The sequence below is a fragment of the Methylosinus sp. Ce-a6 genome (assembly GCF_009811655.1).
Classification (GTDB): Bacteria; Pseudomonadota; Alphaproteobacteria; order Rhizobiales; family Beijerinckiaceae; genus Methylosinus.
Window position 1 is genome coordinate 124,679 of sequence record NZ_BGJX01000008.1, and the last position, 22,712, is coordinate 147,390.

At 67.8% G+C, this 22,712-nt stretch carries 20 protein-coding genes; 14 read left to right on the forward strand and 6 right to left on the reverse strand.

The window, feature by feature from the left end; translation table 11 throughout:
• Positions 1 to 108: 108 nt before the first annotated feature.
• Positions 109 to 1,011 carry a LysR family transcriptional regulator gene (locus Mspo_RS07895; RefSeq protein ID WP_159728517.1) on the reverse strand — a complete coding sequence of 301 codons (903 nt, stop codon included), beginning with the start codon at positions 1,009 to 1,011 and terminating at the stop codon, positions 109 to 111.
• 172 nt (positions 1,012 to 1,183) lie between these two features.
• Here Mspo_RS07895 and Mspo_RS07900 point away from each other — a divergent pair, with 172 nt between their 5' ends.
• The 9 genes from Mspo_RS07900 to Mspo_RS07940 all read left to right on the forward strand — a co-directional run bounded on the left by Mspo_RS07900 (position 1,184) and on the right by Mspo_RS07940 (position 7,549).
• Entirely contained in the window at positions 1,184 to 1,750 is a 567-nt protein-coding gene (locus Mspo_RS07900; protein WP_159728519.1) for a flavodoxin family protein, read from the forward strand.
• Positions 1,751 to 1,813: 63 nt separating this feature from the next.
• A complete protein-coding gene (gene xth / locus Mspo_RS07905) occupies positions 1,814 to 2,590 on the forward strand; it encodes an exodeoxyribonuclease III (protein ID WP_159728521.1) in 777 nt (258 codons plus the stop codon).
• Positions 2,591 to 2,702: 112 nt separating this feature from the next.
• Positions 2,703 to 3,170 (forward strand): DNA polymerase III subunit chi, encoded by a 468-nt coding sequence (locus Mspo_RS07910; RefSeq protein WP_159728523.1) that lies wholly within the window; start codon positions 2,703 to 2,705, stop codon positions 3,168 to 3,170.
• On the forward strand, positions 3,152 to 3,862 hold the full coding sequence (locus Mspo_RS07915; protein WP_159728525.1) for a bifunctional 2-polyprenyl-6-hydroxyphenol methylase/3-demethylubiquinol 3-O-methyltransferase UbiG: 711 nt from the start codon (positions 3,152 to 3,154) through the stop codon (positions 3,860 to 3,862). The genes Mspo_RS07910 and Mspo_RS07915 overlap by 19 nt, the downstream gene beginning before the upstream one ends.
• A 56-nt stretch (positions 3,863 to 3,918) precedes the next feature.
• Positions 3,919 to 4,977 (forward strand): ABC transporter ATP-binding protein, encoded by a 1,059-nt coding sequence (locus Mspo_RS07920; RefSeq protein ID WP_159728527.1) that lies wholly within the window; start codon positions 3,919 to 3,921, stop codon positions 4,975 to 4,977.
• On the forward strand, positions 4,977 to 5,894 hold the full coding sequence (locus Mspo_RS07925; protein ID WP_159728529.1) for an ABC transporter permease subunit: 918 nt from the start codon (positions 4,977 to 4,979) through the stop codon (positions 5,892 to 5,894). The genes Mspo_RS07920 and Mspo_RS07925 overlap by 1 nt, the downstream gene beginning before the upstream one ends.
• Entirely contained in the window at positions 5,891 to 6,685 is a 795-nt protein-coding gene (locus tag Mspo_RS07930; protein WP_159728531.1) for an ABC transporter permease subunit, read from the forward strand. The genes Mspo_RS07925 and Mspo_RS07930 overlap by 4 nt, the downstream gene beginning before the upstream one ends.
• A gap of 48 nt (positions 6,686 to 6,733) precedes the next feature.
• The gene (locus Mspo_RS07935; RefSeq protein ID WP_159728533.1) at positions 6,734 to 7,024 is read left to right on the forward strand and encodes a DUF1778 domain-containing protein; all 291 of its coding nucleotides are present in this window, start codon (positions 6,734 to 6,736) and stop codon (positions 7,022 to 7,024) included.
• 51 nt (positions 7,025 to 7,075) lie between these two features.
• Complete coding sequence (locus Mspo_RS07940; RefSeq protein WP_159728535.1) at positions 7,076 to 7,549, forward strand: GNAT family N-acetyltransferase; 474 nt, start codon at positions 7,076 to 7,078, stop codon at positions 7,547 to 7,549.
• Between the two features lie 129 nt (positions 7,550 to 7,678).
• On the opposite strand, the gene Mspo_RS07945 is transcribed toward Mspo_RS07940, so the two are convergent.
• Entirely contained in the window at positions 7,679 to 9,580 is a 1,902-nt protein-coding gene (locus Mspo_RS07945) for an AsmA family protein (protein ID WP_159728537.1), read from the reverse strand.
• Between the two features lie 212 nt (positions 9,581 to 9,792).
• Positions 9,793 to 10,497 (reverse strand): transcriptional repressor LexA, encoded by a 705-nt coding sequence (gene lexA / locus Mspo_RS07950; RefSeq protein WP_159728539.1) that lies wholly within the window; start codon positions 10,495 to 10,497, stop codon positions 9,793 to 9,795.
• A gap of 183 nt (positions 10,498 to 10,680) precedes the next feature.
• Between lexA and Mspo_RS07955 the strand changes: the two genes are divergently transcribed.
• Entirely contained in the window at positions 10,681 to 11,427 is a 747-nt protein-coding gene (locus Mspo_RS07955; RefSeq protein ID WP_159728541.1) for a hypothetical protein, read from the forward strand.
• Between the two features lie 77 nt (positions 11,428 to 11,504).
• Here the strand turns inward: Mspo_RS07955 and Mspo_RS07960 are convergent, their stop codons facing one another.
• The gene (locus tag Mspo_RS07960; RefSeq protein WP_159728543.1) at positions 11,505 to 12,503 is read right to left on the reverse strand and encodes an LLM class flavin-dependent oxidoreductase; all 999 of its coding nucleotides are present in this window, start codon (positions 12,501 to 12,503) and stop codon (positions 11,505 to 11,507) included.
• 380 nt (positions 12,504 to 12,883) lie between these two features.
• Between Mspo_RS07960 and Mspo_RS07965 the strand changes: the two genes are divergently transcribed.
• From Mspo_RS07965 to Mspo_RS07980, 4 genes are all read left to right on the forward strand, one after another.
• On the forward strand, positions 12,884 to 14,599 hold the full coding sequence (locus Mspo_RS07965) for an OFA family MFS transporter (protein WP_159728545.1): 1,716 nt from the start codon (positions 12,884 to 12,886) through the stop codon (positions 14,597 to 14,599).
• Between the two features lie 10 nt (positions 14,600 to 14,609).
• Positions 14,610 to 15,062 (forward strand): cupin domain-containing protein, encoded by a 453-nt coding sequence (locus tag Mspo_RS07970; protein WP_159728547.1) that lies wholly within the window; start codon positions 14,610 to 14,612, stop codon positions 15,060 to 15,062.
• A 62-nt stretch (positions 15,063 to 15,124) separates the two neighbouring features.
• Positions 15,125 to 16,348, forward strand: a complete 1,224-nt coding sequence (locus Mspo_RS07975; protein ID WP_159728549.1) for an exonuclease SbcCD subunit D C-terminal domain-containing protein — start codon at positions 15,125 to 15,127, stop codon at positions 16,346 to 16,348.
• Complete coding sequence (locus tag Mspo_RS07980) at positions 16,349 to 20,113, forward strand: AAA family ATPase (protein WP_159728551.1); 3,765 nt, start codon at positions 16,349 to 16,351, stop codon at positions 20,111 to 20,113.
• 96 nt (positions 20,114 to 20,209) lie between these two features.
• Here Mspo_RS07980 and Mspo_RS07985 read toward each other — a convergent pair whose 3' ends face one another.
• Entirely contained in the window at positions 20,210 to 21,631 is a 1,422-nt protein-coding gene (locus Mspo_RS07985) for a glycosyltransferase family 1 protein (RefSeq protein WP_159728553.1), read from the reverse strand.
• Positions 21,628 to 22,611, reverse strand: a complete 984-nt coding sequence (locus Mspo_RS07990) for a GDP-mannose 4,6-dehydratase (protein WP_201281652.1) — start codon at positions 22,609 to 22,611, stop codon at positions 21,628 to 21,630. Before Mspo_RS07990 ends, Mspo_RS07985 begins: the two co-directional genes overlap by 4 nt.
• Positions 22,612 to 22,712: the final 101 nt, after the last annotated feature.

The window sequence follows — 22,712 nt, forward strand, 5'->3', positions numbered from 1 at the left end:
CGAATTCTGGTCGCTCGAACGATTCCGCTCGAGCGGAAAGCGCTCTAGAGTTATTTGGATTCGCATGTTCTTTTCCGAAAACCGCTTCGCACTTTTCGGGAACATGCTCTAAGGCGCGCAAGGCGGGCGTATAGCGAAGGCCTGTGTCAGGAATTCGATGAAGCGTCGCGCCTTGGAAGGAACATGCCGGCGGCTCGGCTGCACGACGAAGACGCCGAGCGGCTCGACCATATGATCGGCGAGAATCTGCTCCAGCGCGCCGCTGCGCAAATAATCCAGCACGTAGAATTCCGGAGCGCAGACGAGCCCGAGACCGCGCGCCGCCATGGCGCAGAGCGCCTCGGCGCTATTGCTGGCGAAACGGCTCGATAGGCGCACGACCTCCGGGCCCTCGGGACCGGCGAAAGGCCAGGCCGCTCCGATCGTCGCTTGGCTGTAGCGCAGGCACTCGTGGCCGGCGAGATCGGCCGGCCGCGTGGGACGCCCGCGCCGATCGAGATAAGAGGGCGCGCCGCAGACCATGAGCTTGGTCGAGGCGATGCGGCTCACGACCAGCGAACTGTCGGCGAGCCGGCCGATGCGAATGGCGAGATCGAAATTCTCCTCGACGAGATCGACATATCGGTCGTCGACGGAAAGCTCGACATCGACCTTTGGAAAGCGCTGAGCGAATTCGGCGACGAGCGGCGCGATAAATCTATTGCCGAAGAAGGCGGGCGCGCTGACGCGCAGCCGTCCGACGGGCTCGGCGGCGCGGCTCGTCGCCTCCTGCTCGGCCGATAGGATCGCGTCGAGAATTTCGCGGCAGCGGGCGGCGTAGGACGCCCCCGCCTCGGTGAGGCCGACCGCGCGCGTCGTGCGATTGAGAAGCCGCAGGCCGAGATGGGCCTCGAGGTCCATGATATGTTTGCTCGCCATGGCCCGGGAGAGACCGAGCCGCGTCGCGGCTTCGGTGAAGCTCCCCGTCTCGGCGACGGCGACGAAGGCGCGCATGGCTTGCAGCAGATCCATTGTTCGACACCATAGAACAATCAATTCGATTATCGGTGAATTATTTCAAAGCCGACGCGGATTAGCTTTCGCCTCGTCGAGGCCGGCGTCGCCGGCGCAAAATCAGATCGAGGCCCAAACGACCTTTGCCGCGAAAATCAATGGCGGCTGGTCGATTTGACGGGAGGCTCTCATGACTCATATCGCGATCGTCTATCACAGCGGCTACGGCCATACGGCGAAACAGGCGGAGGCGGTCGCGCGCGGCGCGGCCTCGGTTCCCGGCGCGACGGCGCAATTGGTGAAGGCGGAGGACGCCGAAGCCCATTGGGGCGATCTGCAGAAGGCGGACGCCATCGTCTTCGGCGCGCCGACCTATATGGGCGGCGTCTCCGCGCCGTTCAAAGCCTTCATGGACGCCAGCTCGAAGAGCTGGTTCACGCAGGATTGGAAGGACAAGATCGCCGCCGGCTTCACCAATTCGGCGAGCCAGAGCGGCGACAAGCTCTCCACCCTGCTGCAGCTCGCCGTCTTCGCGGCCCAGCACGGCATGATCTGGGTGGGGCTGGGCGTGCTTCCCGGCAATAATTCGAGCAAGGGCAGCGTCGAGGATGTGAACCGGCTCGGCAGCTTTCTCGGCGCCATGGCGCAATCCAACGCCGACCAGGGCCCGGAATTCGGCCCGCCCCAGGCCGATCTGAAGACGGCCGAGCTTTTGGGCGAGCGGGTGGCGAAGACGGCGATCCGCTGGCGCGGCTGAGCGTTTCATTCGGCCGGCGCACGCGCTAAACAAAGGGCCTGTCCGCGACGAGAGGTCAGGCCCTTGCGCATCGCCAGTTGGAACGTCAATTCCGTCCGCCAGCGGCTGGAGCCGCTCACCGCCTATCTGCGCGACGTCGCGCCGGATGTGCTCTGCCTGCAGGAGATCAAATGCGAGGACGCCGCCTTCCCGCGCGCCGAGATCGAGGACTTGGGCTATAATGTCGAGACGCATGGGCAGAAGACGTTCAACGGCGTCGCCATTCTCTCCAAGCACAGAATAGAGGTCGTGCGCGGCCTGCCGAAATTCGAGCATGATCCGCAGGCCCGCTACATAGAGGCGGTGGTCTCGACCGACCATGGCGCGCTGCGCGTCGCCAGCATCTATCTGCCCAACGGCAATCCGCCCGAGACGGAAAAATACGCCTATAAGCTCGCCTTCATGGATTGCCTCATCGCCCATGCGGCGAGCCTTCTGGCGCTCGAGGAACAGGTCGTGCTCGCCGGCGACTATAATGTCATTCCGGCGCGAGGCGACGTCTATGATCCGGTCGGCTGGGCCGGCGACGCGCTGTTCCTGCCGCAGACGCGCGCTAAATTCCAGGAGCTGCTGAACCTCGGCTATACGGAGGCGCTGCGCGCTTCGACCGATGCGACCGGGCTCTATACTTTCTGGGATTATCAGGCCGGCGCCTGGCAGAAGAACAATGGGCTCCGCATCGACCATCTGCTGCTCTCGCCGCAGGCCGCCGACCGCTTGCAGAGCGTGACGATCGACAAGGAGCTGCGCGCCGGCGCGAAGCCCTCCGATCACGTGCCGATCCGATGCGAGCTCGAGTGACCGGGGCCGTCATCGCGAGGAGCGCAGCGACGAAACGATCCAGGGGCCGCCCCACGGCTCTGGATCGCTTCGCTCCGCTCGCAATGACGGAGCGCGGAGGGTGGCGCGGGCCATGACCGACGTCTGGTTCTACCATCTCCAGCGGCGCCCGCTCGAGAGCGCTTTGCCCAAGCTGCTCGAGCTCTCGCTCGCGCGCGGCTGGCGCGTCGTGGTGCAGGCGACGAGCGAGCGGCGCCTCGAGGCGCTCGACGATCTCTTATGGTCCTATTCGCCGGAGAGCTTTCTGCCGCATGGCGCGCAAAAGGACGGCGATCCCGAGAGCCAGCCCATTTTCCTCACGATCGGGCCGGACAATCCCAATCGCGCCCATGTGCGCTTTTTCGTCGAGAATGCGGAGCTTTCTCCCGTGCTCGCCGATGCGCGGAGCGCGCCGGAAGAGCGCGCGATACTGATGTTCGACGGCAATGACGAGGCGGCGGCGCCGGCCGCGCGCGAGCAATGGCGGCGGCTGAAGACGGAGGGGCACACGCTCTCCTACTGGCGCCAGAGCGAGGAAGGCAAATGGGAGAAACAGGCGTGAACGAGGAGTTTTTCGCGCGCCGCGCCGCCGCGAGGGCGCGTCTCGACGCGATCGATCCGCATAAGAGGGCGGGCGGCGCTACGGCCGATCCGCAGCGCAAGGACTGGTTCGAGGCCGTCTATCGCCTCGCCGAGGGCGATGCGGCGAATGTGCCCTGGGCCAATCTCGCGCCCCATCCGCTGCTCGCGGACTGGCTGGCGACGCGCCGTCTCGACCACCTCCGCGCGCTCGATATCGGCTGCGGGCTCGGCGACAACGCCGAGGCGCTCGCCGCCGCCGGCGCCCGCGTGACGGCCTTCGATCTCGTCGAGAACGCCGTCGCCTGGGCGAAGCGCCGCTTTCCGCGGAGCGCGGTCGATTATCGCGCGGCCGATCTCTTCGCCGCGCCGCCGGAATGGCGCGGCGGCTTCGATCTCGTCCATGAATGCTACACGCTGCAGGCGCTCCCCGATTCGCTGCTGGACGAAGCGGCGCAGGCGCTCGCCTCGCTCATTGCGCCGGGCGGGCTGCTGCTCGTCATCGCGCGGGCCCGCGACGAGGGACAGGAGGTCGCCGGCCCCCCATGGCCGCTGCCGCCGAGCCGGATCGCGGCGCTCGCTGTGGGCGGCTTGCGTTGCGAGACGCTCGAGGATATTCCCGCGACCGACGCCATGGTCCGCCATTGGCGGGCGGCCTTTCGCCGAGACGGCTGACGGGCGATTTGCGAGCCTGAAGGCTCGCTCCGCTTCGATCGTGGAACGGGAGCGAAATGACCGACGCGCCGCTACTCTCGATCAAGGGCGCGTCCAAGCGCTTCGGCGCGGTCACGGCGCTCGAGGACGTGTCGCTCGAGGTCGGCGGGGGCGAATTCTTCGCGCTGCTCGGCCCGTCCGGCTGCGGCAAGACCACGCTGATGCGCCTCGTCGCCGGCTTCGAGACATTGGACTCCGGCCGCGTCGAGATCGCGGGCGCCGACATGAGCGGCGCGCCGCCGCATCGCCGGCCCGTCAATCTGATGTTCCAATCCTATGCGCTGTTCCCGCATCTCTCTGTGTTCGAGAACATCGCCTTCGGCCTGCGCCGGCAGGGCGCGGGCAAAACGGAGATCGCCGCGCGCGTCGCCGAGCTCTTGCAGATCGTGCGGCTCGAGGGCGTCGAGACGCGCCGCCCGGACCAGCTCTCCGGCGGGCAGCGCCAGCGCGTCGCGCTCGCCCGCGCGCTCGCGCCGAGGCCGAGGCTGCTGCTGCTCGACGAGCCCTTGGGCGCGCTCGACCGCCAGTTGCGCGAGGAGACGCAATTCCAGATCAAGGAAATCCAACGCCGGCTGAAGACGAGCTTCGTCGTCGTCACCCATGACCAGGACGAGGCGCTGGTGATGGCCGACCGCATCGCCGTGATGCGCGCCGGCCGCATCGAGCAGATCGGCGCGCCGGCGGAGGTCTATGAGCGTCCGGCGACGCGCTTCGTCGCCTCCTTCATCGGGCAGATGAATTTCCTCGAGGGCCACATGGAGAGCGGCGCCTTCGTCGGCCCTTTCGGCCGCCTGCCGGCCGGCGACGACGGCCTCGAAGACGGCGCGAAAGCCGTGCTCGCCATTCGCCCGGAGCGGCTCGCCATCGCGCCGGCGAGCGAAGCGGCCGAAGGCTTGCGCGGCGTGATCGAGGATGTCGCCTTTCGCGGCGAGACGACGCATTTTCGCCTGCGCCTTTCCGGCGGCGAGACTTTGCGCGTCTCGCGCGGCGCCGATGGCGGGCGATCCTTCTCCATCGGCGACGCCGCGCGCGTCTCCTTCCCGCCTTCGGCCGCGCGCCTTTTTGCGAGCGAATAATGCCGGAGAGCGGCAAGAGACGAAAGCTCACCCGCGGCGAGATGCTCGTCATCGCGGCGCCCTACGCCTGGATCGCGCTGTTCTTCCTCGCGCCCTTCGCGCTGATCGTCAAAATCTCGCTGTCGCAGCCGGCGCAGACGCGACCGCCCTATGAGCCCGTCCTCGACCTCGCGAATGGCGTCGCCGGCCTTTTCGAGAAGCTCTCGCAGTTCGGCTTGGGCGCCTATCGCGGCCTCGCCGAGGACAATCTCTATCTCGACTCCTATCTCTCCTCGCTGACGATCGCCGGCGTCGCGACGCTGATTTGCCTCATCGTCGCCTATCCGTTCGCTTTGGCCATTGCGCGCGCGCCACGGCGATTGCGGCCCATTCTCATCGGCTTTGCGGTGGCGCCCTTCTGGACGAGCTTTCTCATCCGCGTCTATGCCTGGATCGCGCTGCTGAAGGACGAGGGCCTCATCAATCACGCGCTGATGGCGCTCGGCCTCATCGACGCGCCTTTGCCCATGTTCGCGACGAGCGGCGCTGTCGTCGTCGGCATCGTCTATTCCTATCTTCCCTTCATGCTGCTGCCGCTCTATGCGGCGATCGAGGGACAAGACGCTTCGCTCCGCGAGGCCGCCGCCGATCTCGGCGCGACGCCGCTGCAGGTCTTCCTGCATGTCACCCTGCCCTTGTCGCGGCGTGGGATCGTCGCCGGCGCGCTGCTCGTCTTCATTCCGGCGGTCGGCGAATTCGTCATTCCCGACCTCCTCGGCGGCTCCGACACTCTGATGATCGGCCGCACTCTGTGGAACGACTTCTTCGCCAATCGCGATTGGCCGGCGGCTTCGGCGGCCGCGGTGGCGCTGCTCGCTCTGCTGCTGTTTCCCATCCTCCTCTATGAGCGCGCGCAGTTGCGCGAGGACGCGCGATGAACGCCGCGCGCCTCGCCCGCCTCGGCGCGCTCGTCGCCGGCTTCGTGTTTCTCTACGGGCCGATCGTCATTCTGGCGACGATGAGCTTCAACGCCTCGCGGCTGGTGACGGTATGGGGCGGCTTCTCCACCAAATGGTACGCGGCGCTTTTTCACGACGAGCAGATGCTGCGCGCCGCGCAGATCAGCCTCGCCGCCGCCGCGCTCTCCGCGCTCATCGCAACGATCAACGGGCTGCTGGCGGCGCTGGCGCTCGCGCGTTTCGGCGCCTTCCGCACCCGCGCTCTCTTCGCGGGCTCGATCTATGCGCCGCTGGTGATGCCGGAGGTCGTGCTCGGCCTCGGGCTCCTGCTGGTCTTCGTCGCATTCGGCGTCGAGCGCGGCTTCCTCACGCTCGTTCTGGCGCACGCCTCCTTCACAATGTGCTTCGCGACGGTGATGATCCATGCGGCGCTGAAAGGCTGCGACCGCACGCTCGAGGAGGCGGCGATGGATCTGGGCGCGACGCCTGTTCGCGCCTTCGCGCTCGTCACTCTGCCGCTGATCGCGCCGAGCGTCGTCAGCGCCTATCTCCTGGCCTTCATCATCTCGCTCGACGATCTCGTCATAGCGAGCTTCGCCACCGGGCCCGGCGCGACGACTTTGCCGATGCGCATCTATTCGCAGGTGCGGCTCGGCGTGTCGCCGGAGGTCAACGCCATTTCGACGCTGCTGCTCGGCTTCGTCGCCGCCGCTCTCGGCCTGTCGGCGCTCATCACCCGCGGCCGCGCCGAGGGCGGCGGGGCCGGGTGAGCGCCGCAGATGTCGACATTGTAAACACACCATCCCATTTTTGCGGACATGAAATCCCCGCAGCCGCTCGCCGAAGTCAACATCCATCTGCGCGCCCGCGAGCAGGACAGATCGCTCATCGACCAGGCGGCCGAATTGATGGGAGCCAACCGCTCGCAATTCATGTTGGCCTCCGCCTTGAGCGCGGCCAAGAATGTCCTTCTAGACCAGACGACCCTTTATGCAGACCGCCGAGCCTTTCGCGAAGTTCTGGACTGGTTGGACGCGCCGGCGTCGACCGAGGAAGAAATGGGCATGAAACGGCTCGCCTCGAGCAAGGCCCCCTGGCGGCGTGGCTGAGGCGCGACTTCCCCTCGACGCGCCTGCGCCGCTGAGCGAACACACGAGCTCTTGGAATTTCGGTCCGGCGAGGCGGTTCTCGACGAATGGCTGCGCGAGCGCGCGCTCGCCAATATAGAGACAGGCGCCAGCAAGACTTATGTCCTCTGCCCGGCGGGGTCGCGACGGGTGATCGGCTTCTACGCGCTCTCCATGGGACAGATTCTCAATAGGGAGGCGCTGGGCTCGATGCGGCGAAACATGCCGAGACATATTCCGTCGGTGATCCTCGGGCGTCCCGCCATCGACGAGAATTGGCAAGCACAGGGAATCGGCCGGGCTCTGCTTCACGACGCCCTATCGCGCGCCCTTCGCGCATCGCGCGACGTGTCCGCCCGTCTCCTCGTCGTTCACGCGATCTCGCCGGCGGCGGAAGGCTTCTATCGCCATCACGGCTTCGCGCGTTTGCCAGTCGAAACGCCGACGCTCGCGCTCGATCTCGTTAAGTTCGAGCAAATAAGCGGGAGCGAAAAAGACGAACGCTAGAGCGCATTCGGACAAATCATGTCCGAATGCGCTCTAGCGTTATTTGGATTCGCATGTTCTTTTCCGAAAACCGCTTCGCACTTTTCGGGAACATGCTCTAGCCGTCGCAGCAACGAGACGAGGCGCCGCTCACCTCTCCTTCGCCGCCCCGCTCTCCGCATCGCCGCGCGGCAGCAGCGGCGCCGCGGCGCCGGAGCGCTTGATCAGCGCGGCGGCGTCCGGCGCGAAGACGGGATCGTCCCATGGGCCCGAGAGATCGAAGCCGATCTGCACGCCCTTCTCGCGCGGCTTGCCGGAGGCGTCGGCCTCGCTCGCCTGCGCCTTCAGCGCGAGGCTGCGGTCTGGAATGCGCGTCTGACCGGCGAAAGCGAGCGAGAAGCCCGGCCCATGCGCCTGGCCGTCCTCTATATTCGCCGTTCCCTTGACGATCTTGACCGTCGCGCTGGCGCGGTCGACGAGCGAATGGCCGGAGCGAATGTCCATCGCGCTGGAGAGCGGCCGCTTGTCGACGCGGCGCAGCGCGCGCTCGAGATCGATGCCGCCGACCTCGCCCTCGGTCAGCGTGAAGCTCGCGCGGCCGTCGAGGTCGCGCATGAGCTGGGCGACGCTGTCGCCGGTCGCATCCAGCGCGAGACTCGCGTCCAGCGCACCGCCGAGATCGGGCCGCGCCGCGAGGTCCCAGGCGAGCGCGCCGGCGTCGACGCCCGACAATTGCGCGCCGCCGTGGAATTCCAGCGCGCCGGCGGCGTTGGCGGCGAAAGTCGCGCGGCCCTTGACCGTGCCCTTATAGGCCTGCGCCTCGGCGAGCGCGAGCTCGAGCCGGCCGCCGCGCAGCAGCAGCGACAAAGCGGCGTCCTCGAGGTTCAGCCGCAAGATGCGCGCGCGCGTCGCCGAGAGACGCAGATCGACGTCGGCGTCCAGAATATTGGGGAGAGAGAAGCCGTCGCGGCTCCATTGGCCGTCGGCGCCGGCGAGCGGCGGCAGATCGACGATGATCGGCTTCAGCGAGACGAAATTGCTGGCGAGCGTCGCATGGACGATCGGCTTGTCGCCCTCGCGGCGCAATGCGAATGAGCCTTCGAATTCATTGTCGTCGGCCGAGAGCTTGAGATCAGAGAGCTGGAAATCCCGCAGGCCGACGCTGGCCTTGGCGGAGAGCTGGACATTCTCGAAGGGGCCGGGCAGCGGCGCGCTGACATTGACGAGGCCGAGCGCATGGCGCAGCGAGGGCGAGGAAGCGCTCAGCCGGCCCGTGTAGCGGGGCTTGGCGCCGAGCTGGCCGAAGCCCTCGGCCTCGAGCCGCACACTCTCGGAATCGAGACGGGCGGTGACCGGCGTCTGCTCGCCGCGCAAGAGCGCGCCGGGCTTCAGCACCCAGAGAATGGCGCGCGGACGCTCGCCGCGCCAGGAGAAGGCGGCGTCGAGCGTCGCCGGCGAGCCGACGGTGCGCCAGTCGAGCGTCGCGTCTATGTCCTGGATCGTCTCCTCGCCGCCGGCGGTTTTGAGCCGCGCGACGCCCGAGACGATGGAGACCCCCCCGAGCCTTGCGCGATCGGCCTTTTCGGCCTCCGGCGTCGAGGGCCGCGCCGCCGCGGCGCGCACGGCGGCGCCGGCGGAGGTCATCGGCTTGCGATCGAGATCGATTTCGATCGAGGGCTTGATCAGCTCGACGTCGGCGAGCTCGAGCCGGCCGGCGAGGAGCGGCGGCAGCCGCACATTGCCATGCAGCCGCTCCGCCTCGATGGTGAGCGCGGCGGCCGGATCGGCGAAGGCGATGCTGTCGATGGTGATGTGCGGGCGCGGCAGCAGGGAGAAGGTCGAGCGGCCCTTGGCGGCGATATAGAGCCCCGAGGAGGAGCTGAGCTGGCCGGAAATCTCCTCGAGCAATGCGCTGGTCGAGAAGGTCCAGGGCGCGAGCGCCGCGCCGAGCGCCAGAGCGGCGGCGACGCCCATCGCCAGCAGCCAGCGCCGCGAGGGTCGGCGGAAACGCGATCGGCCGGCGGCCGGTTTCGATGCTTCGACTTCGCGCATTGGGCCGGTCGAGTGCGACATTCCATCGTCCATGCAGAAAAAGCGAGCGGTCCCATACGGGACCGCTTCCCGCATCCATGCAGAAAAAGCGAGCGGCCCCGTCCGGGACCGCTTCCCACGCCACGCCGCGCCGCTCCTCGCCCAGCGGCGTGAAACGCGCGGCAGGGACGATGGCCGCAAAGGGCGGCGAGATCGTGGCGGCGCGAGCGACCTCAGTATTTGCGCAGCAGGCTGACCAGCCGGCCCTGGATGCGCACGCGGTCCGGTCCGAAGATGCGCGTCTCATAGGCGGGATTGGCCGCCTCGAGCGCGATCGAGGCGCCGCGCTTGCGCAGCCGCTTCAGCGTCGCCTCCTCATCGTCGATGAGGGCGACGACGATGTCGCCGGTGTCGGCGGTGTCCTGCTTCTTCACCACGACGACGTCGCCGTCGAGAATGCCGGCCTCGATCATCGAGTCGCCGCGCACCTCGAGCGCGAAATGCTCGCCGCCGCCGAGCAGATCGGGCGGCAGATTGATAATGTGGCTGCGGTTCTGCAGCGCGGAGATGGGCGTGCCGGCGGCGATGCGGCCCATGACCGGGATCGCCACCTGCTGATCGGACTCCGGCTCGCCGGCCGGAACGGGCCGCACGCGGCCGAGCGCGCCCTCTATGACGGAGGGCGAGAATTTGCCGCCGCGCGCGGCGACGCGGGGCGTCGCCGATTCGGGGAGGCGCAGCACCTCGAGCGCGCGGGCCCGATTGGGCAGGCGGCGGATGAAGCCGCGCTCCTCGAGCGCGAGAATGAGCCTGTGGATGCCGGATTTGGAGCGCAGATCGAGCGCGTCCTTCATCTCGTCGAAGGAGGGCGGCACGCCGGTCTCCTTCAGCCGCTCATGGATGAAGCGCAGCAAATCGCTCTGTTTTTTGGTCAGCATAGGAGCCCCCCGGCGCCGCCCCGCCCGCGGCGCGCCACCACCGAACGCGCGCATGATGGCGCGGGTTCATAAACAAATCATGAACGGGAGGATATGCGTTCCCGGTGCGTTCCGCAAGACCTCTTTCGGATAGTGGGGATTCGCGATACAGAAGGACCCATCCGCCTTACGTTGGAGTCCCCGATGTCTTTTATTCCAGACTGGCTTACGATCGATTTCTTAGTCCAAAATGTTGCATGGGATTTTGGAAAAAAAGCCCTATTTGCCATCGTCACTGCACTTGTCACTGATAAGGTGATAAAAACGATCATCAATACCGTTCAACCCAAAGCAAAACTTCAGGGACTGCGCCTCATTGTTCCGATGTTTTGTTTATTCTTCTTCTTATCACTACTTTTAGGGCAATCCACACTTAGCGTCCCATCATTAGAAGGGAACATAGTTGAAATTGCCTGGGGTGGAGATGTAACCTCAAAATCCGATGGCAATCAGCTACAGCCAGATACGCTCCTCAAGAATCCTGTTTTGTTGGTTGCCACGATCAAAAATCGCGGAAATATGCCAAGCGTGGTCGATAACTACTCCCTTGAGCTCAACATAGACGGCCAATCATTTCAAGGTAAGCTCGTAATGGTGCCAAATACGGTGACGGTCGACGTGAATGAAAAGCAAAATCTAACTCTATTTGGCACAGACGCGTTGTACGACAAGACAAGGACGCCTATCTATCCAGGCTCAATGATTACAGGAGTATTATTATTCAGCCTTGACGAGGTATCTGCATCGTCATTAAAGCGCAGCGGCATATCATTTAATCTTAAGTATAAAGACATAAATGGGCGAGAAAATTCGATATTGTATAAGGCAAATCATCGGATCGGCATTGCCGGTTACATACCGGGAATAAAACAAGCATATTCAAACAAATGACACCGACTCCAAATATGCGCCTCTACAGCAAGATTATATTTTGGGCTATTTACGTGGAGGTCGTGGACCGCGGTAGCTCACTGCGCCGCCGCCGCCTCCACCCCCAGCATCGGCCGCACATGCCGCGCGAAATCCTCGAGCGCGCGCAGATTCTTCTCCGCGTCGCGGGAGATCGGCTTCAGCAAGATCGCCCGCGCGGCGGTCTCGTCGCGATAGGCGGCGATCTTCTCCGCCACCTCGTCGAAATCGCCGATCAGCGAGCGCTCGAGCAGCCCCTCCTCGGTCAGCGAGGGGGGAGCCGCGCCGTCCTGGCGGGCGAAATTGCCGCGCATGCGCTCGGAAAAACGCGCGAGGAAGGGAAGCGCCTCGGCCAGCGCCTGCTCGCGCCGCGGCGCGGCGAAATAAAAGCGCGCCATGGTGAAGCGCGGATCGCCCTCCGGCCCCGCCGCCTCGCGATAGACGCGCAGCGTCTCCGTGATCTGCTCGATCGGGAAAGGCGGACCGGCCATCACGCCGAAGCCGTTGCGCGCGGCGTAGCGGATCGCCCCCGGCGTGGTGGTGGCGAGATAGGTGGGGATCGGCTTTTGCAGCGGCCGCGGCGTGAGGCTCAGCCCATTGGCCTCGTAATGCGCGCCGGTGAAGGTCACCTTATCCTCATAGAGCAGGCGGTTGACGAGGCCGAGCGCCTCCAGCGTCATCTCGCGCGTAGAATCCTTGCCGGCGCCGAAATGCCGGTTCTGCAATTCGAAAGGCCCGCCGCGCGCGACGCCGAAGTCGAAACGGCCCTTGGACAGAAGATCGATCGTCGCGACATCCTCCGCCACCTGGATCGGATTGCGGAAGGCGAGCAGAACCGCGGCCGAGCCGAGCCTTATCTTCGTCGTCACGCCGGCGAGATAGGACAGCAGGGCGAGGATCGACGGGCAGGCCGCGTCGGGCTCGAAATGATGCTCGGCGACCCAGGCCTCCTCGAAGCCGAGCGCCTCCGCATGACGGATGAGCCGCGTCTGCGTCTCGAAACAGCGGGCGTAATCCTGCTGCGGATTTTCATAGGTGCAGAAGACGCCGAACCGCATGGCGATGCTCTCGAGATGCGCGCCGGCGCTTCGATCGCGCGCCGCGTTTGCTATATACGGCAGTTACATATCGTGAGACAGGATAGGGAGCGCGGCAAGCGCCGGCAAGCCTAAAAACATTGGCGATTCGTGCGAATTTTGATCAGAGCGGAGAAAGCTCGCGTCCATTCCGTCGGATAGGACAGTCATAGAAGAATCGAATAAAGCGACGGGAAATCGATATTGATCTATGATCGCGCTGTCGCGATTTTTCGATAGGAGAGTTGAAAAAATCGCGGCCGTCGGCATTGTCTCGCGCCAGCGGGCGCCGCACGAAGGCGGCGCCCCGGTTCGCTCGCGACGCCGCATCTTCGAGGCGCGGCTCGTCATCGGAGGATTTCATGTCGGTAGCCGCCATGCCTTCCCGGCATTTCTTCAGCCGGGAGCGCTCGATCGCAGCGCACGGCTTCAATCGCTGGCTGGTGCCGCCGGCCGCTCTCGCCGTGCATCTTTGCATCGGCATGGCCTATGGCTTCAGCGTGTTCTGGCTGCCGCTGTCGCGCGCCGTCGGCGGCGCCGAGCCCAAGGCCTGCCCGGCGGATATGAGCTTTTTCGCCAGCGTCGTCACGACGAGCTGCGATTGGAAGATCAGCATGCTCGGCTGGACCTTCACGCTGTTCTTCGTCTTTCTCGGCTCCTCGGCCGCCGTCTTCGGCCATTGGCTGGAGACCGCCGGCCCCCGCAAGGCCGGCCTCGCGGCGGCGCTGTGCTGGTGCGGCGGCCTGCTGATCTCGGCCGCCGGCGTCTATCTGCATCAGATCTGGATGCTGTGGCTCGGCTCCGGCGTCATCGGCGGCATCGGCCTCGGCCTCGGCTATATCTCGCCGGTCTCGACGCTCATCAAATGGTTCCCGGACCGGCGCGGCATGGCGACGGGCCTCGCCATCATGGGCTTCGGCGGCGGCGCGATGATCGGCGCGCCGCTCGCCGACAAGCTGATGGCCTATTATGCGACGCCGACCTCGATCGGCGTGTGGCAGACCTTCGTCACAATGGCGGCGATCTATTTCGTCTTCATGGTCGGCGGCGCGCTCGGCTATCGCGTGCCGCGCGACGGCTGGAAGCCCGAGGGCTTCGAGCCCTCCGCGACCGCCGCCAATAAAATGATGACGAGCCGCCACGTGCATCTCGACGTCGCCTGGAAGACCCCGCAATTCTGGCTGCTGTGGGCGGTGCTGATGCTCAATGTCAGCGCCGGCATCGGCGTGCTCGGCATGGCCTCGCCCATGCTGCAGGAAGTGTTCGGCGGACGTCTCATCGGCCTCGACATCGGATTTTCCAGCCTCGACGCCGCGCAAAAGACGAAGATCGCCGCCATCGCCGCCGGATTCACCGGGCTGCTCAGCCTCTGCAACATCGGCGGGCGTTTGTTCTGGGCCACATGGTCCGACAAGCTCGGCCGCAAGACGACCTACGCCGTCTTCTTCATCCTCGGCTTCATTCTCTATTCCACCGCGCCATGGGCGGCGCAGCAGGGCGATGTGGTGCTGTTCGTGCTGTTCTTCTGCGTGATCCTGTCCATGTATGGCGGCGCCTTCGCCACCATACCGGCCTATCTCGCGGATATTTTCGGCACGCATTACGTGGGCGCGATCCATGGCCGGCTGCTCACCGCCTGGTCGACGGCGGGCGTGCTCGGCCCGGTGCTCGTCAATTACATCCGCGACTATCAGCTCGACCACGGCGTCGCCCGCGAGGCGGTCTATAATCAGACCATGTATATTCTCGCCGGCCTGCTCGTTATCGGCCTCGTCTGCGATCTCGCCGTGCGGCCCGTCGCCGAGAAGCTGTTCATGACCGACGAGGAGGTCGCCGCGGAGAAGAAGACCAGCGTCGCCGCCGTCGTGGCGGAAGAAAAGGAGCCCCACGCCGATTTCGAGGATTTCGTCGAGGAGGGACAGGCGGCGGAAGCCGCGGCGGCCGAGGCGCGGCGCGCCGCCGCCGCGCAGAACGGCGACTCGCGCATTCTGCTGCTCGCCGCCTGGGCCGCCGTCGGCATACCGCTCGCCTGGGGCGTGTCGATCACGCTGCAGAAGACCTTCGTCCTGTTCCGCTGACGGGGCGTCCATGCTCGCGCGATCTCTCCTCTGCGCTTCGCTGGCCCTCTGGGCCGGCGAGGCGCGGGCCGAAGGCCCGCCGCAAGCGGTGCTGCAGAGCGCGTTGAACTATTCGCCCGTGCCGCTCTTTACAGGCGTCTTCGCCGCGCCGGTGAGCGGCGCGGCGACGCAGCCCGGCGCGCTCTACGCCATCTCGGTGAAATATGCCGCCGGCGCGAGATCGCTGCCGCACACCCATCCCGACGCGCGTGTCGTGACGGTGATCTCCGGCCGCTTCCACGCCGGCGTCGGGACGAGCTTCGACGAAAAATCGCTGCGCGTCCTCGGCCCCGGCGATTCGATCGTCGTGCCGGCGGAGACGGTCCATTTCGGCTGGGCGAAGGATGGCGAGGTCCTGCTGCTCGAGACCGGCGTCGGCCCCTCCGGCGCCAGCCTGTGGCCAAAGCCGCCTCCGACGCGCTGACTCCTTCGTGTCCTTCGTATCTTCGTGGTAGATCGGACCGCGAAGACACGGAAGGCGCCGAGTTGCTCACTCTCCTCCATACGGCCGACTGGCACCTCGGCGCGCAGCTGCAGGGCTGGCCGCGCGAAGCCGAGCATCGCAAGGCCCTGCGCGCCCTCGTCGCCCTCGCGGCGGAACGGCGCGTCGACGCGGTGATCGTCGCCGGCGACATATTCGACAGCCTCAACCCCTCCGCCGAGGCGCAGAAGCTCCTCTATGACACGCTGAAAGAGCTGCGCGCCGCCCTGCCCGCGGCGACGATCGTCCTCCTCGCCGGCAATCACGATCCGGCCGGACGCATAGAAGCGCCGCGCGCGCTGTTCGATCTCGTCAATGTCGCCGGCGTCGGCACGATCGCGCGCAAGGACGGCGAGATCGACGCCGGCGTCCATCTCCTGCCGCTGCGCGGGGCCGGCGGCGCGATAGAGGCGCATCTGCTCGCCGCGCCCTATCCGCGCGCCGCCGATCTGCCGATCCTCGACGGCGCGAGCGAGGGCTCGCCGGTCGTGCGCTCCGTGCGCGCGCTCTACGCCGAGCTCATCGCCGCCGCGCGGGCGCGCATCGGCGCGGCGCCGCTCGTCGTCACCGGCCATTTGCATGTCGCGGGCGGCCTCGAATCGGAAGGCGCCGAGCGCCGCATCCTCGTCGGCGGCGAACATGCGGTTCCCTCGGACGTCTTTCCGGAAGACATCGCCTATGTCGCGCTCGGCCACCTGCATCGCCCGCAGTCGGTCGGACGCGAATGCGTCCGCTATTCCGGCTCGCTGTTTCCGCTCTCCAAGACGGAGATCGACTATAACCACGGCGTGACCATCGTCGCGATCGAGGGGGCGGCGACGACGATAGAGCATGTCCCGCTCCCCCGCCCGACGCCCTGCCTGCGCATTCCCCCGCGCGGCGGCCTCGCGCGCGAGAATGTCGAGGCGGCCTTGGCCGCGCTCGGCCTCGGTCCCGCGACGCCGGCCGACGACAAGCCCTTCGTCCATCTGACCGTCGCCGCCGACGGGCCGATCGTTGGATTGGACGCCGAAATCGATGCGATAGCGGAGAAATTTCCGATCCGTCTCGCCTCGCTCACAGTGGAGCGCCCGCCGCGCCGCGAGACGGAGGCGCCGGCGCCCGCCGCGCTGCGGCTCTCCGAACGCCAGCCGGTGGAATTGTTCCGCGAGGCCTTCGCGCTGACGCATAAATCCGAGCCGACGAGCGAGCATATGACGCTGTTCCACGCCGCCGCCGCGGAGGAATAGATGCGCATACTCGCGATCAGAGGCGAAAATCTCGCGAGCCTCGCCGAGCGCTTCGAGATCGATTTCGAGCAGGAGCCGCTGCGCGGCGCCGGCCTCTTCGCCATCACCGGCGAGACGGGCGCCGGCAAATCGACGATTCTCGACGCGCTCTGCCTCGCGCTCTATGACGCTTTTCCGCGCGTCGCGGCGCAGGGCGTCAATGAGGCGGTGCCGGACCCGAGCGGGCAGACGATGAGCGCCGCCGATCCGCGCTCCATTCTGCGCCGCGGCGCCGGACGCGGCTTCGCGGAGGTCGATTTCCTCGGCCGCGACGGGACGCGCTATCGCGCCCGCTGCGACATCGGGCGCGCGAGAGGCCGCGCCACCGGCAATCTGCAGCAGCGCGGCCGCGCGCTGCATCGCATCGACGAAACCGGCGCGATCGTCGCGGCGGTGGCCTCGGGCGTCGAGCCGGTGCGCGCCAAGGTGGTCGAGCTCACCGATCTCACCTTCGAGCAGTTCCGCCGCACCGTGCTGCTGGCGCAAGGCGATTTCGACGCCTTTCTGCGCGCCGATTCGAAAGAGCGCGCCGATCTGCTCGAGAAGATCACCGGCGCCTCCGTCTATGCGGAGATTTCGAAGCGCGTCTATCTGCGGACCAAATCCGCCCTCGAAGCGCTCGAAATTCTGCGCCGGCGCCGCGAGGAGGTCGGCCTCTTGCCGGAAGAAGCGCGCGCCGCGCTCGAGAACGAACGCGAAGCGGCGGAGGCCGGCCGCGCGGAGGCCGCGCGCGAGCGCGAGGAGGCCATGGCGCTGCTGCGCCGTCACGAGGCGATCGCGCAAGCGGAGACGCGTGTCGCCGACGCCGACGCGAATCACCAGGCGGCGCGCGCCGCGCAGGAGGCGCTCGCCGAGACGCGCGCGCGGCTGAAAAGCCTCGATCTCGCCGAGCCGCTGCGCGCCCCGCTCGCCGCGCGCGACGCCGCCGCGCAGGCTCTCGTCCGAGCGAGCGAGCGCGAAAAGACCGCGCGTGAAGCCGCCGCCGCGGCGCAGGCGGCGCTCGAGGAGGCGCGTGGCGAGGCGGCGCAAAAGCGGGAAGGGTCGGAGGCGGCGGAAGCCGAGCTCGAGACCTTCGGACCGATATGGTCGCAGGCCGAGCGTCTCGACGCCGAAATCCTCGCCGCCGAGCAGGAGGCGGCCAAAGCCGAGCGTTTCGCGCGCGACGCGGCGCAAAGCGCTGAGCAGAAGTCGGCGGAAGAAACGGGGCTGGCCGAGCGAGTCGTCATGGCCGAGGCCGAAGCGACAACGACGAGCGCGGCGCTCGCGCGTCTTGCCGCGGCGGAGCCGCTGTTCGCGCGCTTCGACGAGATCGCGGATTGGCTCGCGCGCCGGAGCGAGGCGGCGCAGTCGCTTACACGCGACGGCGCGCGAGGGGAAGAGCTCGCCGGCGAGATCGACCTCGCGGACAGAGAGCTCGCCGCGCTGGAGCTCGCCGACCGCGAAGCCGATGTGCAGCGTGGCGCCCTCGTCGAGCAAACAGAAACGCGCGGCGCCGCGCTCGTCGCGATGAAGGAGGAGGAGGCGAGCGGGCGGCGGCGCGCGCTGGAGGCGCTCGCCCGGCTTCTCGCGCAAATGCAGACGCAGGCGCAGCGCCATGCGCGCGCGCGCGACGCCTTGCGACGCGCCTCGCTGGAGCTGGAAGGCGCGAGCGCCGCACATGAAAGCGAGACGCTTTCGCTGCGACAGGCGCAGGCGGCGCGCGAGATCGGCGAGGCGAAGCGCGGCGAGGTCGAGCGGCTGGGCGAGATCGCCGACGCCGCCCTCTCGAGGGAAGCGCTGGCGCTGCGCGCGAGCCTCGTCGAGGGCGCGCCCTGCCCCGTCTGCGGGGCGCGCGAGCATCCCCATGCGCATTCGAGCGAGGCGGCCGACGCGCTCATCGCCGAGCTGCGCGCGCGGCGCGACCGATTGCGCCGCGACATAGCGGAAGCGGAGCGCGCGATCGCCGCGGCGAGCGGCCGCCTCGTCGCGGCGCAGGAACGCGCCGCCGATGCGAATCGCCGCCGCGACGAGGCGCTCGCCGAATGCGCCGACGCCGCGACGAATTATGAGGACATGCGCGGTCGCTGGCGCGACGAGTCGCTGCCGGGCCCGCCGGATTCGATCGAAGAGGCGGCGGCGCTCGACATGCTGGACGGGGCGATCGAGCGCGAGAGCGTCGCGCTCGACGATCGGCTCGCCCGTTCGCGCGCGCTGCGCGCCGATATGGACGCGCTGCGCCAGAAATATGATCGCCTCGCCGCCGCGACAGACGAGCGCAGACGAAGGCGCGACGATATTCTCTCGCGCATCGCCGCCGCGCGCGAGGAGGCCTCGCGTCTCGGCCAATCCCGCGCCGCCGCGACGGAAGCGTTGCGCGCCGTCGATCGCGCGCTCGCGCCTTTTCTGCCGCTCTGCGACCTTTCGCCCGCCGATCTCGATCGCGATCTCGAGAGCGCGACGCGGCGGCTGAAGCAGCGCGGCGCGGATTTTCGCGACGCGCGCGACAACGCCGCCCGCGCCGAGCGCAGCGTCGCCGATCTCTCGCAGAGGCTCGCGGAGCTGAGGGTCGAAGCGCGCGCCTGCGCGCAGGCGCGAGCGAGCGCGACGACGCAATGGGAGGAACGCGCGGCGGCGCTCGCCGAGCTGCGCGCGCGGCGCGGCGAATTGCTCGGCGGCGAGCCGACGGCGATCCATCGCGCGCGCCGCAACGAGGCGCGTCTCCTCGCCCAGCAGGCGCTGGATTTGGCGATGCGGCGACGCTCGGAAGCCGAAGCGCGACACGCCGGCGCCGAACGCGACCTCGCCCATGCGACGGAGGCGCTCGCGGAGGCGCGCGCGCGCAGCGAGGCTGCGGCGCAGGATTTCGCCGCGGCGCTCGGCGCCGAGCGGATCGACGAAGAGACGGCGCTCGCGCTGCTCGCCGTCGCGCCGCAGGAGCGCGCCGGCCTGCGCGAGCGGCTGGAGGCGGCGGACGCCGCCGTCGCCGCCGCGCGAACCGAGAAAGAAGCGCGCGCCCGCGACCTCGCCGAAGCGCTCGCCGCCGGTCGCCCGGAGCAGGATGTTCCCGTCCTGGACGCGCGCCGCGCCGAAGCGGAGGCGAAGCTGGAGGCGCTCGCGCGGCGGCTCGGCGAGATCGGCGAAAGACTCGCCGCCGACGATCTCGCGCGCGGGCGCGCCGAAACCCTCGGCGCCGAGATCGACGCCGCGGAGGCCAAGCACAAGAGCTGGGCCGAGATCGACGCAGCCATCGGCTCGGCCAGCGGCGACAAATTCCGCCGCTTCGCGCAGAGCGTGACGCTCGAGCATCTCGTCGCGCTCGCCAATCGCAATCTGGCGACGCTGACGACGCGCTATCGGCTCGAGCGATCGGCGAGCGACACAGCCGATCTCGGCCTGCAGATCGTCGATCGCGATCTCTGCGACGAGCGGCGCTCGACGCGCTCGCTGTCCGGCGGCGAGAGATTCCTGGCCTCGCTCGCTCTGGCGCTCGGATTGTGCAGCCTCGAGGGGCGCGGCTCCTTCGTCGACACTCTGTTCATCGACGAGGGTTTCGGCACGCTGGATCAATCGACGCTCGACGTCGCCATGGACGCGCTCGAGCGGCTGCACGGCCAGGGCCGCAAGGTCGGCGTCATCAGCCATGTCGAATCGCTGCGCCAGCGCATTCCCGTGCAGATCAGGGTGGAGAAGCGCGGCGGCGGCCGCAGCGCGGTGCGGATCGAGGCGCGCGCGGGGCCGCTGGTGTGAGGCGCGTTTCCTCCTTTCCCCGCCTGCGGCCCTCGGAAGGGAGTCACTCGTCGAGCGTCTCGGGGGGCTTCGTAGGAGAGAGGGCGAGAAGGCGTCTCAGGGCAGCCTTTTGCTCCAATCCTCCGCCGCGATCGCCTGGACGACGCGGCGCGCCGCCTCGGCCCAGGAGGCGCGGCTGACGGCCGCCGGATCCGCTGTGACGCGGCCGTCGAGGAATTCTTCGATCCGCTCGGCCAGGGCGTGCGGATCATTGACGCGGAAATAGAGGGCGCCCGCGCCGCCGACCTCCCGGAACACGGGAATATCGCTGCAGATCGTCGGGCGGCCGCGGCGGGCGGCCTCGGCGATCGGCAGGCCGAAGCCCTCGGCGTAGGAGGGGACGAGCGCCGCTCTGCTCTTGTCGTAGAGAAAGGCGAGCTCGCCGTCGCCCACATCATCGAACCAGAAGAGCCGCCGTCCGAGCTCGGCGTGGCCGAGAATTTCGGCGGCGATCGCCTCCTCGAACCAGCCGCGCCGCCCGACGAAGACGAGCCGCGCGTCGCGTCCCTTGCGCCAGAGCGCCTCGAAAGCGGCGAGAGCGACGCGATGGCCCTTGCGCGGCTCCAATGTGCCGACGCTCAAAAACACCGGCGCGTCGCCGGCCGCCGCCGCGGCGATCTGCGCGCGCGGCGCGGCGGGCGCTCCCTCCGTTATGTCCGAGCCGCAATGGAACCAGCCGATCGCGAGACCCGGGCGATGCGGCAGGCGGCTCTCTTCCACGAAAGCGGCCAGCTCCTCGGCGACAGTGCGCGAAATGGCCAGAAAGGCGTCGCTCTCGACGAGCGCGCGGCGCAGCCAGGCGTCATAGCGCGGCGGCGTCACCTCATGGCAGGCGTGCGGATAGAGGGCGGGAATGAGATCGAAGACGCAGGTGACGATCTCGCCGCCGCCGGCGCGAATGCGGGCGAAGACCGGCTGGAACTCCTCGAATGCGTTCCAGCTGTCCGAGAGCATGAAGAAACGATCGCCGGGCTCGATCGCGATCTCCCGATCGGCGTCGGCAAGGCCGCCGGTGAGAGAAGCGACGAAAGCCTCGCATGTGAGCAGCCGTCCGCCCTCACAGCGCACGGCGATGGCCGGAATGGGGAGCGAGTCGTCGCGATAGAGCGCCTGCGTGATCTTCTTGACGACGCGCTGAATGCCGGTGCCGGCGTCGCGCCGCGCGGTCGCCGTCACATCGACGAGCAGGCGCCGCGCTCTCGTCTTCGGCGGCGCCGCGCTCCGTTCGCCGGCGTCTGGCGCGGGCGCTTCGGCGGCGCGAGCGGCGGGCTTTCGCGAAAGGCGACGAAACAGCGGAGCGAGCGCATCGACGAGGGCGGCCTCGACGCGCCGCAGCGGCCGGAAGATCAGCCAGGCGGCGGAATAGACGTTTTTTTCGCGCTCATGAACGAGATGCAGCAGCTCGGCGCGCAGATAATCGAGCTGATGCTCGAGCAGCCGATTGCGCTCCTCGAGCCGCTCGCGGTCGCCGCCGGTCATCGCGTCCGTTCGGAGGCGGCGCGCCAATAGTCGAGCAGATCGACGAGCGTTTCCTCTATCGTCCGTCGAGGGCTCCAGCCTGTCGTCTCGCGCAGCTTGGCTGCGGCGCAACGGGCGATCGGAATATCGGCCGGACGCATCCGCGCGGGATCGACGACGATGTCGAACTCGCGGCGCGCGAGGGCGCGCATCTTCTCGACGATCGAGGCGAGCGAGCGCGTCGTCCCCGATGCGACGTCGAACACATTGCGCGACGGCAGGCCGGGCGCGACGGCGATGAGCCGCGAATAGGCGTCGACGACGTCGCGGACGTCCAGGAAATCGCGCTGCACCGAGAGATCGCCCACCAAGAGGCGCGGCTCGGCGCGGCCGCTCTCGATCTCGACGATCTGCGCGACGAAGGAGGCGAGGGCGAAACGCTTGTCTTGCCCCGGGCCGATATGGCTGAAGGGGCGCGCGACGACGAGCCGCGCGGATTGCGGCAGCACGTCGGCGAGCATCGTCTCCGCCGCGGCCTTGGAGCGCGCATAGGCGTTGAGCGGCCGCGGCGCCATGTCCTCATGCGCCGCGCCTTCGCTCAGACTGGCGCCATAGACGTCGGCGGTGGAGGCGAAGACCAGGACGGCCTCGGCCGCGTGACGCGCGAGCGCCGAGGCGAGATTGAAGGAGCCGATGAAATTGACGCGCCAAGTCTCCTCCGCCGCGACGAAGGATCGCGCGGCCGAGGATTGGGCGGCGAGATGGACGACGAGATCCGGGCGCGCCTCGCGGATGGCCGCATCGACCTCCGCGGGATTCAAGAGATCGAAAGCCGCCGCGCTCCAGCCGGGGTCGGGCGCGGCCTCGCCGGCGCGGGCGAGCGCGACGCGACGCGCGGACGGATAGTCGCGCGCCAAGGCGTCGAGCATGTAGCGCCCGACGAAGCCGGAGCCGCCTGTGATCAATATGCGTTCGAAACGGGCCGTCGACAGGGGCGCCATTCCTCGGTTCATCGATTCCCCGAATCGCGCTTCAAGCGCTCGAGATCGGCGTCGACCATCTCATGGATCAGCTGCTCGAGCGAGGTCTGCGGAGCCCAGCC